The sequence below is a fragment of the Clostridium sp. 001 genome, assembly GCF_019056555.1.
In the GTDB taxonomy this organism is placed as follows: Bacteria; Bacillota; Clostridia; order Clostridiales; family Clostridiaceae; genus Clostridium_B; species Clostridium_B ragsdalei.
This window is the reverse complement of record NZ_CP020473.1, coordinates 2,298,765-2,313,830: the sequence shown is the minus strand read 5'-3', so window position 1 is coordinate 2,313,830 and position 15,066 is coordinate 2,298,765. Positions and strand designations below refer to the sequence as shown.

At 30.8% G+C, this 15,066-nt stretch carries 11 protein-coding genes; 5 read left to right on the top strand and 6 right to left on the bottom strand.

The genetic code is table 11. The annotated features are described in order from the left end of the window. The first annotated feature begins 328 nt into the window (after nucleotides 1–328). Nucleotides 329–2,221 carry an anaerobic carbon-monoxide dehydrogenase catalytic subunit gene (cooS, locus tag B5S50_RS10720; RefSeq protein ID WP_065076965.1) on the top strand — a complete coding sequence of 631 codons (1,893 nt, stop codon included), beginning with the start codon at nucleotides 329–331 and terminating at the stop codon, nucleotides 2,219–2,221. Nucleotides 2,222–2,282: 61 nt separating this feature from the next. On the opposite strand, the gene B5S50_RS10715 is transcribed toward cooS, so the two are convergent. The 4 genes from B5S50_RS10715 to B5S50_RS10700 form a co-directional block, all read right to left on the bottom strand. After that, on the bottom strand, nucleotides 2,283–3,149 hold the full coding sequence (locus tag B5S50_RS10715) for a radical SAM protein (protein ID WP_065076973.1): 867 nt from the start codon (nucleotides 3,147–3,149) through the stop codon (nucleotides 2,283–2,285). A 44-nt stretch (nucleotides 3,150–3,193) separates the two neighbouring features. Further along, nucleotides 3,194–4,042: a nitrogenase iron protein gene (gene nifH / locus B5S50_RS10710; protein WP_065076964.1), complete on the bottom strand. Its 849-nt coding sequence runs from the start codon at nucleotides 4,040–4,042 to the stop codon at nucleotides 3,194–3,196. A gap of 67 nt (nucleotides 4,043–4,109) precedes the next feature. Further along, nucleotides 4,110–5,432 carry a nitrogenase component 1 gene (locus tag B5S50_RS10705; RefSeq protein WP_065076972.1) on the bottom strand — a complete coding sequence of 441 codons (1,323 nt, stop codon included), beginning with the start codon at nucleotides 5,430–5,432 and terminating at the stop codon, nucleotides 4,110–4,112. A gap of 73 nt (nucleotides 5,433–5,505) precedes the next feature. Beyond that, a complete protein-coding gene (locus B5S50_RS10700; RefSeq protein WP_065076963.1) occupies nucleotides 5,506–6,978 on the bottom strand; it encodes a nitrogenase component 1 in 1,473 nt (490 codons plus the stop codon). A 509-nt stretch (nucleotides 6,979–7,487) separates the two neighbouring features. Here B5S50_RS10700 and ptcA point away from each other — a divergent pair. Next, nucleotides 7,488–8,504, top strand: coding sequence for a putrescine carbamoyltransferase (gene ptcA / locus B5S50_RS10695; protein WP_217303738.1), 1,017 nt, complete (start codon nucleotides 7,488–7,490; stop codon nucleotides 8,502–8,504). 47 nt (nucleotides 8,505–8,551) lie between these two features. Continuing rightward, on the top strand, nucleotides 8,552–9,490 hold the full coding sequence (gene arcC, locus B5S50_RS10690; protein ID WP_217303737.1) for a carbamate kinase: 939 nt from the start codon (nucleotides 8,552–8,554) through the stop codon (nucleotides 9,488–9,490). A 96-nt stretch (nucleotides 9,491–9,586) separates the two neighbouring features. Here the strand turns inward: arcC and B5S50_RS10685 are convergent, their stop codons facing one another. Next, a complete protein-coding gene (locus B5S50_RS10685) occupies nucleotides 9,587–11,029 on the bottom strand; it encodes a hypothetical protein (RefSeq protein WP_217303736.1) in 1,443 nt (480 codons plus the stop codon). A gap of 137 nt (nucleotides 11,030–11,166) precedes the next feature. Beyond that, nucleotides 11,167–12,036 (bottom strand): amidohydrolase family protein, encoded by an 870-nt coding sequence (locus tag B5S50_RS10680; protein ID WP_217303735.1) that lies wholly within the window; start codon nucleotides 12,034–12,036, stop codon nucleotides 11,167–11,169. Nucleotides 12,037–12,184: 148 nt separating this feature from the next. Between B5S50_RS10680 and B5S50_RS10675 the strand changes: the two genes are divergently transcribed. Next, a complete protein-coding gene (locus B5S50_RS10675) occupies nucleotides 12,185–13,522 on the top strand; it encodes a sigma-54-dependent Fis family transcriptional regulator (protein ID WP_217303734.1) in 1,338 nt (445 codons plus the stop codon). A gap of 152 nt (nucleotides 13,523–13,674) precedes the next feature. Further along, a complete protein-coding gene (locus B5S50_RS10670; protein ID WP_217303733.1) occupies nucleotides 13,675–15,012 on the top strand; it encodes a sigma-54-dependent Fis family transcriptional regulator in 1,338 nt (445 codons plus the stop codon). Nucleotides 15,013–15,066 lie beyond the last annotated feature (54 nt).

The following is a 15,066-nucleotide window of genomic DNA, read 5'->3' as shown; positions in this document are numbered from 1 at the left end:
TAAGTTGTTTATCAAATGTAAATATATGTCGTATAATTTAAACATAAACACAAATATGTTAGGGGTAATCTCATCATTAGTATAATAGTGAGAAAAATTATATTAAATACAATATATCCTTCTTATATAAAATAGCAAAAGTATCTTATAAAGATACATTGTATAATCTTAAAAATACCTAAAACCCTATTTAGTTAAAAAAAGATTAATAATTTTTGCCCCTTCCATGTTAACCTTTACAAATTTGGTAGACAATTAGATTTTAACTATAATAAAAAAATACAATTTGGGTTATAAATTTATTATATTTTAAGGAGGTATTTTATTAATGGAAGACAGAAGATCAGAAATAGTAGCAGCTGAGGAAGAGCTTATTGAAAAAGCAAAAAAAGATGGTGTAGAAACTGTATGGGATAGAAAAGCTAAAATGAAAGTACAATGTGGTTTTGGTTTAGCTGGTGTATGCTGTAGAAATTGTGCTATGGGGCCTTGCCGGGTAAGTCCAGTTCCAGGAAAAGGAGTATCAAGAGGTATTTGTGGAGCTACAGCAGATGTTATAGTTGCAAGAAACTTTGCAAGAATGTGTGCAGCTGGAGCGGCAGCACATTCAGATCATGGTAGGTCAATATGTCTTTATCTTGAAAACGCATCAAGAGATGGACAAATAAATATAAGAGATGAGAAAAAGCTTGCAGCTGTTGCAAAGAGATTTGGAATTGAAACTGAGGGAAGAGATATTTATGATGTAGCACATGATTTGGCCGCAGCTACATTGAATGAGTATGGAAAACCTCATGGAAATTTGACTTTGCCTACAGCACTTCCTAAAAAAAGAAGAGAAGTATGGGACAGGCTTGGTGTAACTCCAAGGGCAATTGATAAAGATATAGTTAGTATAATGCACTCAACTCACATTGGATGTTCAGGAGATGCAGAAAATATTCTTAAAATGTCAATGAGAGCATCCCTTGGAGATGGATGGGGTGGTTCTTATATTGCAACTGAACTTAGTGATATTCTATTTACAACTCCATCAGAAGTAGAAACTACAGCTAATTTAGGCGTATTAGAGGAAAATTCAGTTAACGTTATACTGCATGGACATGAACCAGTACTTTCAGAAGCAGTTGTTGCAGCTGCTGAAGATCCTGAACTCATTGCTCTTGCAAAAGCTCAGGGTGCAGATGGAATAAATCTTTGTGGTATGTGTTGTACAGGAAATGAAATAGCACTAAGACATGGTATTAAGATGGCAGGAAACTTCCTTCAACAGGAACTTGCTGTAGTAACAGGTGCAGTTGAAGCATTGATAGTTGATGTTCAGTGCATAATGCCATCACTTGCAAAACTATCTCAATCTTATCATACTAAATTTATAACAACATCACCAAAAGCTAAGATAACAGATTCATTATATATTGAGTTTGATGAAGACAATGCCTATGAATGTGCAAAACAGATATTGAAAGAAGCTATATTAAATTATAAGAATAGAGATAGAGAAAAGGTTTTAATTCCTCATGAAAAATGTGATGCAGTGGTTGGATTTAGTACTGAAGCTATAGTTGACACCCTTGACAAGGTTGTCAATTCAAATATAGATCAGCTTCAAACAGTTAAACCTCTTGCAGATGTTATATTATCGGGTGTTATAAGAGGTGCAGCTGCTTTTGTAGGTTGTAATAACCCGAAAGTTGAACATGATGGACCTATAGTAAAAATGATTAAGTATTTAATTGCACATGATGTAATAGTAGTTGTTACGGGCTGTGCAGCTCATGCAGCAGCAAAGGCAGGATTGCTTTTAAAAGAAGCTAAAGAGATAGCTGGTCCTGGACTTAAAAAAGTGTGTGATTTATTAGATATTCCACCTGTTCTTCACCAAGGTTCATGTGTTGATATCAGTCGTAATTTACAACTTGTTGGTGAACTAGCAAATTATTTAAAATTGGATATCAGCGATTTGCCAGTAGTTGGAGCTGCTCCTGAATGGATGTCAGAAAAAGCAGTAGCTATAGGAATGTATGTAGTGGGAAGCGGTATAGATGCATGGCTTGGTGTTGTTCCACCTGTAACTGGAGGTCCATTTGTTGCAGATTATCTGTTAAATAAGATGGAAGATGACTATGGTTCAAAATTCTTTGTAGAACCTGATCCAGATAAGGCAGCAGAGCAAATGCTTCAAAGGATAGAGTCAAAACGTAAAAAATTAAATATCTAAAGATAAAAAACAAAGCAGGCATTTATCTAAAATGTCTGCTTTATTTTATGAGATTTATATGTTAGCCGTGAGAGAAAGTTTCAGGATAACTAGTGATTTCATAAAGTTCATTTGAAAAGTCTTTTTTACCAGGTATTCCACATGCATCTGCGCGGCAGTGTTTACAATTTTTAAATACAGAAATATACTTTTCAGCTGTTATTCTTGCTTCATTTAATTGCTGACATGTAGGAGCAAGAATATGGCTGAATTCATGTTGAGGTATAAGTGGTATGATGTTGTATAGAAATGCTCCTGCATCTTTAACGGTTTTAGCTATTGCCCCTATATGTTGGTCATTAATGCCTGGAATCAATACCGAATTTACCTTTACTATAACTCCAAGTTTACTTATTTTGGATATACCTTTTAGCTGATTATTTATGAGAATACTTGATGCTTCTTTACTGTAATATTTTCCGCCTTTGTAATTTATGTAAGATATAATTTTACTTCCAATACATGGATCTACAGCGTTTACAGTAACTGTTATAGTTCTTACTCCTACATCATAAATTTCTTGGGCATACTTATAAAGTAAAAGGCCATTAGTGCTAAGACATTTTATAAGGGTAGGATAGGCTCTATGAATAAGTTTAAAGGTTTCAATTGCTTGAGGAGTAGCCAAGCTATCTCCCGGACCGGCTATACCTACTACAGTTATTTGAGGACAAAGTTCTAGAGCCTTTTTAACTTTTTTTATAGTGTCTTTTGGAGATAGTATTTCCTTTGTAACACCAGGTCTATTTTCGCTGTCATTATAAACTCTTTTACAAAATTTACACTGTATGTTACAGTGAGAACTTACTGGAAGATGAATTCTTCCATAATTCGAAGCATTCCCTCTACTAAAGCAAGGGTGAACTTTTAAAGCATGAGATAATTCCATACTCTTATTTATATCTGCATTCTCCATAATATTTTCTCCCCATGCTATTGATTTTCTTGTTTCAGTAAATAATTTGCTAATTGCTTACCCCAATCTCTTAGTTCTTGAATACCTAGAGGGGAAGGCACTTTTGATTCAGTATGAACTGCTATTTTTTTAGCTAATCTAGTATAAATTTTAGCTTGATCGGAATCCGGGGCATCTTCAATGGTAGTTTTACCTTGAAGTTCGCTGTGTGTAACGGTAATTGACCTTGGTATATATTCGATTACCTGTGTATTTGTTTTTTCTGCAAAAGCATCAAGTATTTTTTTGTCATAAGGTTTGTTAATAGAATTTCCTATAATACCGCCAAGTAATGCTCCATCAGAATTAGAATATTTTTTAATACCTTTAAACAAATTATTAGACGCATATATAGACATGAAATCTGAGGAGGAAACCGTAAATACATGTTCTGCTATTCCCTCTCGTATTGGCATTGCAAAGCCGCCGCATACGACATCACCTAAAACGTCATATATTATATAATCTAAATCCAATTCCTCGAAAATTCTTTGTTGTTTAAAAAATTGTACTGCGGTAATGATACCTCTACCTGCACAGCCTACTCCGGGACATGGACCTCCTGATTCTACACAGTAGACTCCATTGAAACCCTCAAAAATTACATCATGTGCATCTACTTTATCTTTTTCTCGTAGTGTATCTAAAACGGTAGGAATGTAATTACCATTTCTCAATGTGTTTGTTGAATCGCTTTTAGGATCACAACCAAATTGCATTACTTTATAACCCATTTTAGATAGTGCTGCACTGATATTTGAAGTTGTGGTAGATTTACCTATACCGCCCTTACCATATATTGCAATTGACTTTATTTTTTTTGTCATTTCATTCACTCCCATAAATAAGTTAAAACTTTAATAAAATACAGTCCTTTTTGTAAGGTATAATTATTTAGTACTTATATGTTCCTAAAATGCTGTCGTATATATCTTCTGCCAATCGAAGTCCTCCGCTGTATCCAATATAGCTTCTATCTAAAACCAATCTGTGCATAACCGGCAAAGATATATTTAACCAAAATCCATTTTGATGTCGAGCTATATCAATATCCCAGGAGCTACCTAAAATTAGAGGAGTATGTCCATCATAATCATATTCTTTTAATTTATGAGATATTTTGCCTCCATCAATTTCAAAGATTACTTTAGATGAAGTATTTTTTGACAAGTGTTTAAATTGATTTATTATAAATTCTTGATATTCTTTAGGTGTATCTTCTGTAATGTATTGTTCTCCAGGAAGAATGCCGAGTCCATTTGGCAAAAATTTACTAATGCCAAGTGCATAAAAAGAGTCGTTTATATTAAAAAATCTATCTGGCATACTAAAGCGAAATTCAGTAAAAAAATCAATAGCTCTCTCTATGTAGTAGTAAAAATTTTTTTCTTCTTTTTTAATTAGACTTTCAATTCTTGATTTATCGAGTCCTGCAAATTCTCCTACTTGTCTTAGAAATTTACTAGTTTCACTTGCTCCTATAGGCACAACGGGGTAATGGAAATAAGGAGTTTTATATTTAGTTTTAAGCAGTTTGGCAGTTTTCAATCCTACCCAGGGAGATAGTACTAAATTAAACTCTGCATTAGGAATGGTTTTCCATTCTTTAACTCCTCCAGATTCTGGCCCAAAAAGTATATTTACCTTTAAACCTGTTGCTTCTAACAGATGCTTTATTTTAGCTAAATTTCCAGACCAAAAGCTATCCTGATAGGGAATTGATGCGAAAACATTTACTAATCGTTTTTCTTTTTTTACTTCAACATCACCAATAAATTGATTTATTATAGCTTCAATTACTAACTCATGACCCTTGTAATTAGTTCCTTTAAATCCGCCGGTTTCTGCAAAAACTATTGGAATATCTTTTTGCTGATATTCCTTAACTATATGTTTTACATCATCACCTACAATATCAGCTGTACATCCAGTTAAAACAACAAATAGATCTCCTTTTAAAACTTTTAATGCTCCATCTATTACTTCTTTTAATCTACTTTCTCCACCAAATATTACTTCTTTTTCTGTCGAATTAGTACAAGGAACGGAGCTTCCACCAGAATATCCTACTCCTTGATAGCCTGATGATGTGCTTAATCCACGGAAGAGTTTATATGAACATCCAGGGCCTGAATGAACTATAGGAATAGCTTTCTTAATAGCAGCTACAGTCTGTTGGCATCCTAGTGCACAAAAATGCCGGGGTTGTTCAACTATATTATTTGTATTATTACGCCACCAGAATAAGGTAGAATTCCATTTTTCTGAACGCTGATTATCATCATTATTATTATTCAATTTTCTCCCTCCCTAAAAATGTTTGAGGATCTTGATTCATCCACCAGCTAGTATATGGAAGTTCTGAATGAGCAGCAATATTGCTTACGAATTCCTTAGTTGCAAGAGTGTCTAAAATTTTATTACCATAGTTCAAGATTCCTTGATAGCTTATACCAAATTGTTCATCTCCAATTAATAATGTTGGTATTCCAAGGTTTACACCCCAAGCCGATAAACTACCGTGCCGTACAATTAATACATCTGGCTTTAATTTATTTAATGTATTCACCAATTCAAAGACTTGTTTATTGCAAACATTAAAGTTTTTAATATCTCCATAATTGTCAACTACATATTTTAAAACATCACATTTTTTATTTCCATTGTCATAGTGGGGATCATGATGGAATATTCCTGCACCAACAACATTCATTCCAAGATCATTCATCAGTCCTAGTAAACTATGTCCATGGGCAGCTCCAGCACATACATAAACTTTTTTACCTTTCAATTTATCTCTTAATTCTTCAAGTTCTTCTGAAATTCTTTTTCTTTCTTGTTTTATAAGTATTTCAACTTCTCTTTCTTTATGGGTTACCTTCCCAAGTTCCCTAAAAAATTGATCTGAAGCTTTAAGACCATAGGGAGGTGGTGATTTTACCTCTGGAACTCCATATTCTTGTTCTAAAGCTGCAGCTAGATAGGTACCTAGAGTAGGGCAAACTTCTACTGTGGCAGCAGCTTCGGATATTTTCTCTAATTGCTCAATAGTGGTAAAGGGTACAATATAATTAGGCTTAAGACCTATTCGTCTAAACAAATCAGTAAATACGTCGCTACCCCAAAAATTTATAACATTAACTAACTTCTTTTCCTTTTTAACAGGTGGCTTGACTATTTTTCTGATAATCCCATGAAAAGCAGAGTCAAATCCCGTTGCCCATATTTTAGATTTAAAACCTTCACAGGAAATGTATACAACCGGTATACCTAATTCACTTTCTAGTTTATCAGTTATACCTGACACATCATCTCCGATGATACTGGATGCACAAGAGGTTGTTACAAATATTGCTTTTGGTTTAAATCTTATATATGCATTCCTTATAGTTGCCTCTAGCTTTGCTCCTCCACCATAAATCATATCTTTTTCTTCAAGATTTGTGCTCAATAAATTTACATTTTTTAAAGGTAGTTTCCTTCTTATCTGTTCTCCTCTATTAGTAAAATTAAACTCGGCGAAATCCGCACTACATCCTAGTGGGGCATGGTTTATTATTGCAGAATCTCTTATCATTACAAGCATAGACAATGCTCTACTTGAACTACATTCAGTACATTGAGTGAAGGAACGTTTTCTTCCACAAAACTTATTTTGTGTGGATTTGTCACATAACTCCCTAGCAGTTCCTTTGAATTCATTATTTGAACCTAATCGTGATTCTCTAATTTCAACTTCTGATGATTTTGTGTTGATACTCACTTATATTCCCCCTTTCAGGTTTTCTAAGTATAGAAATAAAATTTAATATTATAATTTAGACATGAAAAAGATTTGGGGTTTTTCATACTATGATAAATCTAATTACAGCTTAGAATTGATTGTCCATTAAAATTGTAGGAATTAATATAATACGTTTACAATTAAATTGTACAGCAGATATTTATATTTTAAAAACAACTTAATTTTAGATATTAACAACTAAAAGTTTAATGTGTATGATTAAGAATTGTTTGTTAAAAAATTTTTAATATATAAAAAGTATATGTCATTTTGAAATATAGAAACTGATTTAAACACAGTAAATTTTTGTGACATATCCCAAATTGAAATAAGTTATTTAATATTTTAAGTATGGTATTTCAGTAAAATAGCCATTTCCCTATAATTAAATTTTGGCATGGATATTGCTAAATAGTTATGTGAGAAAACTTTTACAAGTAGTAATAAAAAATTCATAATAAAATATTAATTTTTAGGAGGAAGAAAAAATGGCAGTAAAAGATTTTATAGACACAAACGATTTTACAAAGGAAGAATTAATGGATATTATTAACTTATCTTTAAAGTTGAAAAGATGTATCAAAAATGGATATTATCCACAGTTACTTAAACATAAAACATTAGGAATGATCTTTCAACAGAGTTCAACTAGAACAAGGGTATCTTTTGAGACAGCAATGGAACAACTTGGTGGACATGCTCAGTATTTAGCTCCAGGTCAGATTCAATTGGGAGGACATGAAACTATCGAGGATACAAGCCGTGTTTTATCTAGATTAGTAGATATTCTTATGGCACGTGTAGACAGACATAAGAGTGTAGTTGATCTTGCAAAAAATGCTACAGTACCAGTAATTAACGGTATGTCTGATTACAACCATCCAACCCAAGAAATGGGAGACGTTTGTACTATGACAGAACATTTACCAGAAGGAAAGAAATTAGAAGATTGTAAAGTTGTATTTGTAGGAGATGCTACTCAGGTATGTGCTTCTTTAATGTTTATTACAACTAAATTAGGAATGCATTTCGTTCAATATGGACCAAAAGGTTATCAATTAAAGAAAGAACTTACTAAGATTGGAGAAGAGAATTGTAAAGTATCTGGTGGTTCATTATTGATTACAGATAACGAAGATGAAGCATTAAAGGATGCAGATTTCGTTTATACTGATGTTTGGTATGGTTTATATGATGCTGAACTTTCTAAAGAAGACAGAATGGCAATATTCTATCCTAAATATCAAGTAACTAAAGAGATGATGGCAAAGGCAAGCCCTAATGTAAAATTTATGCATTGCCTACCTGCAACAAGAGGAGAAGAAGTAGTAGATGAAGTAATAGATGCTGATTATTCTATCGTGTTTGATGAAGGTGAAAATAGATTGACAGCTATGAGAGGATTACTTGTATATTTCTTAAACCAAAATGCAAAAAAAGAAGATAAAGTTGCACAAATGAAGGCTAGAGCTGAATTGGAAGTAGTTCTAAATTCTATTGGCTAGTAGGAATAATTATCTATAGAAATTTGTACAAATAAAGGAGAAAAAATATGTCAAGAATTGTAATTGCCCTTGGGGGAAACGCTTTAGGAAAAACTCCAATAGAACAACAAAAAATGATAGATAATGCAGCTCCATCTTTAATTGGATTAATCAAACAGGGGCATGAAATAATTATAAGTCATGGCAACGGTCCTCAAGTAGGAATGATTAGTCTGGCACTTGATATTGCTTCAGCTAACAATGATAAAGTTGCAAAGTTTGAGCTGCCAGAGTGTACGGCTATGAGTCAGGGATATATAGGATATCATTTGCAAAAGGGCTTAAAAAAAGAACTAAAGAAGCAGGGAATGCCATGGCATGTGGCAACTGTAGTAACACAAATGTTAGTAGATAAGAATGATAATGCTTTTAAATGTCCTACAAAACCAATTGGGGGATTTTATTCAAAAGAAGAAGCATTAAAGATGATGGAAGAAGACCCTAAATTAGTAATGAAAGAAGATGCAGGAAGGGGTTACAGGCAGATGGTTGCATCCCCTAAGCCAGTTGATATTGTAGAAAAAGATTCTATATTAAACCTGCTTGACCATGAATTTATAGTAATTGCCTGCGGCGGCGGTGGTATTCCTGTTGTCTTAAATGAAGATGGTGATTATGAAGGAATTCCAGCAGTTGTTGATAAAGACTTTGGTTCTGCCAAATTGGCAGAACTTGTAGATGCAGATTATCTGTTTATTTTAACAGCAGTTGATCGTGTTGCTATCAATTATGGAAAGCCAAACCAGAAGGAGCTAAAACAAATATCCGTAGAAGAGGCAAAAAATTTAGCTAGTGAAGGCCATTTTGCACCAGGAAGTATGCTTCCTAAAGTAGAGGCTGCAGTTCAGTTTGCGACTAGCAAAGCTGGGAGAAAATCAGTAATTGCTTCTTTAGAAAAGGCACCACTTGCTATGAAAGGTCTTAGTGGTACAGTAATTACTTTGTAATAATATCTATTAAAATATTTGCTAGATTAAAAGTACCATATAAAATTCCAGGTTGGAAATTTATATGGTACTTTTTAGTACTGTCTAAATATAATATTAGCTTTTCTTATAGTAGTTAATTTTTTTAAGGTTCTTATTTAAATTATTTGAAATCTCTTTTAAATTTACTATTTCTTCGAGAATTCCTTCAATTGCTTTTGCCTGATCGTTTATGCCATCAGATATGTAAACATTAGCACTATTGACTTTGTCAAACTTTTCAATTATTTTATTGTTATAATTAAATAGTTCGTTTTCCCATAATTTATTATTTCTTATATCATTGGCATTTAGTTCATGTAAAATATCTAATGACAGATTAAACATGCTATTTATCTCTTCTAATTCGTTATCAAGGTTATCCATATACTTTTTAATAAGTTTGGTGTCAGGGTTTTTAGTATTATTTAAGCATACAAGTTTCAACTTATTAAAGTTGTCAGTAACTTTTTTAACTTCTTCATTGAAATTGTCAACTAAGTTTTTAAAACCAGTATAAGTTTTTTCAAGGTTTGTTATATAATTGTTTTTATTTTTTCTTATAGTTTCTATAGTAAAATTTCTTATGTTTTCGTAGGTATAAACCATTTCCTCAACTATTGATGTAATTACTTGAGCAGATAAATTTACTTTATCTACTAAAGAGTTCAATTTATCTGCTTTTAATTCAATTTCTCTGGAATTTTCAGAAACTATTTTTATTAGAAAGCTTATGTTCTTATTCATAGTGTTAATAGTATGAGTAAAATCCTTTATTTCCTTGATTTTAATAATAGATTCATCAAAGTCTAAGGAGAAATCACCCTCTGAAACTTTTAATACAAGTCCATTCAATGATTTTATAACCTTATTTATAGGTTTAACAGAGAAATAACTAATAAATATTCCAATTAAACAGGTTAGTAAAAACAATAAAATAAATGTTATAAATATTTTATGTTTTAAATTTACTATTTGCTGTGCTGATATATCTACTCCGATTAAAGCTACTACTTTTCCCTTGGAATTATAAAGAGGAGCATATGCCGAATAAAATGTGCCCTCAAGGTCAGTAATAGGAGTATCTAAAACTGTAATTTTTCCATTGTAGTATGCGGCCTTCATTTTATCACTAAACATATAGTCTTTCATAAAGGTTGATTGTGCATCATAGGAAGCAAGTACGAACTTTGTATGGGAGTCATCTGATTTTATCATAGTATATACATCAGATACATTACTTTTACGTCTGAATTCTGTAAGAATATTACACATGTCTTTATATTGCTTTGAAGTATAAGTAGTTATTTTTTCGTGTTCGTCTCCATTTATAATATATTGAGATGCTACTGCAACTTTTTTTAGGGCATCTTTTGTATCATTTATCATTATATTTGTACAATATACATAATAAATTACTGATGTTAATGCTACACATAAAATTATTATAAATAAGAATCTTTTTATTATGTATTCATAAAATGTTATTACTTTGTCAGATTTAAGCTTCGATTTTTTCATTCTATCCCTCCGGATTATCTAGTGTATTTAATATTGTGATACTCTTATAATAATGTTAAATGTAGTTATTTTCAATAAGAATATAGTCCCATTGAGAATAGAATAGGTAAATGTTATAAGTTAAATACTCATAACATTTACTTAAAAAAGGTATTCAATCTAGGAAATACTTTTAAAGCGTTTTTATAAAAAATATAATCATAAAATTTTTCATCAAAAAGGGACTTTATAAGTTCAACATAATTTTTTATAGGTACCAATGGCCAGTCTGTTCCAAATAGAAATTTTTCGTACCAATTTGGAATAACTTTAATAAATGTAATTCCTCTTTGAATATGCTGGATAAAATACTGGTCATTTTTAAATGCATCAATATCATTTTGATTCCCTACTAGAAGTCCTGAAAGATCAGTGTAAACATTGGAATTTTTATATATCACTTCAGCAGCACTCATTATCCAGGGGTTTCCAAAGTGAGCAATAACAAAATTTATATCTCTATGGCTTACTGCAAGTTCATCTATGTGTATTGGATGAGAATATTTTACAAGGGCTTTGCTTGAATATGGATCACCGCCATGGATGACAACTGGTATTTTATAAGATGAAGCTAATTTATATATAGGGTCGTATATTTTATCCCAAACATAATAAGGATAATATCCCGGATAAATTTTTAATCCTACTACTTTACTATTTTTAATTCTTTCTTTAATTTTTGATAGTTCTTCATCATTCAATTTTTGAGGATTAATTCCTAAACAGTAAACTAGATTATCAGGTATTTTTTCTTCAAGATCTAAATCCATAGGATTATCAGAATTTAAATCTGGAAATCCTCCAATTTCTTTTTCTGTTAATCCCATACCTATGCCCATGATTACGTGGCTTTTTTCAAATTCCTCCTTTAATCCTGTACTGGAGTAGTTTACTTTTGATAAGTTTAAGGCTGCTTCTTTAAAACTATTAATATTTGAAAAATGTAAATGTGAATCAATTATTTTCATTTAAATCACTCCTTCAAATTAAATAATGAAGCATAAACTATACCAAATGATTAAGTAAAATATAATTAAAAGTGAATTTTAATATTTGTAGAAATTTGTAGAAAATTATGATATCATAAAGCTAATTAGAAGAAAAGAGTGATTGTATATGTTCGTTTTGAAGTATTATGATGAAAAAAATGCTTTCAATAATAGTATTCTTGATAAATATATCAATATTATGAATATGTATGATAAAGGCGTAATATTTTTTGATTTAATTAAAAATACAGCTTACTTCAATGAAAAATGTAAGAATATTTTTAATACTGATAGTGATATGAGCGAAATTGAAAAGTTTATAAATGGTATAGAAAAAGATTTTTATGAAGATGATAGAGAAAATAAAGAAGTAAATTTGACAGGTTTAGAAACTGATATTACATATACAATTAAACATTTAATAGAAGGAAAAAAAATAAAGTATATTTTATGTACTATTGAGTGGAAGTCCAATAAAAGAAATATGGGAAAAAGTGCCTATATTTCTAAAATCATTGGTGAAAGCGATGTCATGTTAAATCTCAAGGCAAAGGTTAAAATAGTTGGAAGATACGATTCTACCATTCTTTTATTGGGACAGACAGGTACAGGAAAAGAACTGTTTGCAAAAGCTATTCATGATATTTCACCAAGGAGGAATAAGAAGTTTATAGTAGTTAACTGTGGTGCTATACCTGATTCACTTCTTGAGAGTGAACTCTTTGGTTATGAAAGGGGAGCGTTTACAGGTGCAAACTCCAATGGAAAAGTTGGAAAGTTTGAAGAAGCTGATGGAGGAACAATTTTTTTAGATGAAATAGAAAATATGAGCCAGTTTATGCAAAATAAAATATTAAGAGTTATAGAAGATAGAAAAATATGTAAAATAGGTTCAAATAAAGAGGTTGATGTAAATGTTAGGATAATAGGAGCAACAAATATAGAACTTAAAAAGATGGTAGAGGAAGGTAACTTTAGAAAAGATCTATATTATAGACTAAATGTAATATGTTTTAAAATTCCCAGCTTGATAGAAAGAAAGGATGACATTTTTCTCATAAGTGATTATTTGATTAAAAAGTATTGTAAGATATTTAAAAAAGATATAATTGACTTAAGTGCTGAAGTTAAAAAGTTATTTAAAACTCATAAGTGGGATGGTAATGTAAGAGAACTTAGAAATGTAATTGAATATGCAATGAATTTTGAAAATAGCAATTATATAACTGAGGCAAGTTTGCCAAATGAATTTATAGGAGAAAATGAAGTAAAAATAGAGCAAAAAGATATTATATCAATTGAGGAAATGGAAAAAGAAATACTTAGAAAGACGCTGGACTGGTTTGGGTGGGATGAAGCTGGAAAGATTAAAGCTGCAGAAGCTCTTGGAATAAGCAGGTCATCAGTTTACAGAAAAGTTATAAAGTATGGTCTTGAATATAGTGTAAACGATATTTCAAATTGATATGTCAAATTGAGATGAATTTATAATTTAATATAATGAAAAGCCTTATAAATCATATATTTATAGGGCTTTTTTATTTGGTATAAATGTTGCTTATAAAAAGTATTATAAGTTTATAAATTAAAAAATTAAGCTAAAAAGGGATGTTGTATATGTTTACTTTAAAATATTATGATGAAAAAAATGCTTTCAATAATAGTATTCTTGATAAATATATCAATATTATGAATATGTATGATAAAGGCGTAATATTTTTTGATTTAATTAAAAATACAGCTTACTTCAATGAAAAATGTAAGAATATTTTTAATACTGATAGTGATATGAGCGAAATTGAAAAGTTTATAAATGGTATAGAAAAAGATTTTTATGAAGATGATAGAGAAAATAAAGAAGTAAATTTGACAGGTTTAGAAACTGATATTACATATACAATTAAACATTTAATAGAAGGAAAAAAAATAAAGTATATTTTATGTACTATTGAGTGGAAGTCCAATAAAAGAAATATGGGAAAAAGTGCCTATATTTCTAAAATCATTGGTGAAAGCGATGTCATGTTAAATCTCAAGGCAAAGGTTAAAATAGTTGGAAGATACGATTCTACCATTCTTTTATTGGGACAGACAGGTACAGGAAAAGAACTGTTTGCAAAAGCTATTCATGATATTTCACCAAGGAGGAATAAGAAGTTTATAGTAGTTAACTGTGGTGCTATACCTGATTCACTTCTTGAGAGTGAACTCTTTGGTTATGAAAGGGGAGCGTTTACAGGTGCAAACTCCAATGGAAAAGTTGGAAAGTTTGAAGAAGCTGATGGAGGAACAATTTTTTTAGATGAAATAGAAAATATGAGCCAGTTTATGCAAAATAAAATATTAAGAGTTATAGAAGATAGAAAAATATGTAAAATAGGTTCAAATAAAGAGGTTGATGTAAATGTTAGGATAATAGGAGCAACAAATATAGAACTTAAAAAGATGGTAGAGGAAGGTAACTTTAGAAAAGATCTATATTATAGACTAAATGTAATATGTTTTAAAATTCCCAGCTTGATAGAAAGAAAGGATGACATTTTTCTCATAAGTGATTATTTGATTAAAAAGTATTGTAAGATATTTAAAAAAGATATAATTGACTTAAGTGCTGAAGTTAAAAAGTTATTTAAAACTCATAAGTGGGATGGTAATGTAAGAGAACTTAGAAATGTAATTGAATATGCAATGAATTTTGAAAATAGCAATTATATAACTGAGGCAAGTTTGCCAAATGAATTTATAGGAGAAAATGAAGTAAAAATAGAGCAAAAAGATATTATATCAATTGAGGAAATGGAAAAAGAAATACTTAGAAAGACGCTGGACTGGTTTGGGTGGGATGAAGCTGGAAAGATTAAAGCTGCAGAAGCTCTTGGAATAAGCAGGTCATCAGTTTACAGAAAAGTTATAAAGTATGGTCTTGAATATAGTGTAAACGATATTTCAAATTGATATGTCAAATTGAGATGAATTTATAATTTAATATAATGAAAAGCCTTATAAATC

Coding starts and splice junctions, on each gene's coding strand:
- arcC (WP_217303737.1), top strand. CDS start 8,552: ATGTCAAGAATTGTAATTGCCCTTGGGGGAAACGCTTTAGGAAAAACT.
- B5S50_RS10685 (WP_217303736.1), bottom strand. CDS start 11,029: ATGAAAAAATCGAAGCTTAAATCTGACAAAGTAATAACATTTTATGAA.
- B5S50_RS10715 (WP_065076973.1), bottom strand. CDS start 3,149: ATGGAATTATCTCATGCTTTAAAAGTTCACCCTTGCTTTAGTAGAGGG.
- ptcA (WP_217303738.1), top strand. CDS start 7,488: ATGGCAGTAAAAGATTTTATAGACACAAACGATTTTACAAAGGAAGAA.
- B5S50_RS10675 (WP_217303734.1), top strand. CDS start 12,185: ATGTTCGTTTTGAAGTATTATGATGAAAAAAATGCTTTCAATAATAGT.
- B5S50_RS10670 (WP_217303733.1), top strand. CDS start 13,675: ATGTTTACTTTAAAATATTATGATGAAAAAAATGCTTTCAATAATAGT.
- cooS (WP_065076965.1), top strand. CDS start 329: ATGGAAGACAGAAGATCAGAAATAGTAGCAGCTGAGGAAGAGCTTATT.
- B5S50_RS10680 (WP_217303735.1), bottom strand. CDS start 12,036: ATGAAAATAATTGATTCACATTTACATTTTTCAAATATTAATAGTTTT.
- nifH (WP_065076964.1), bottom strand. CDS start 4,042: ATGACAAAAAAAATAAAGTCAATTGCAATATATGGTAAGGGCGGTATA.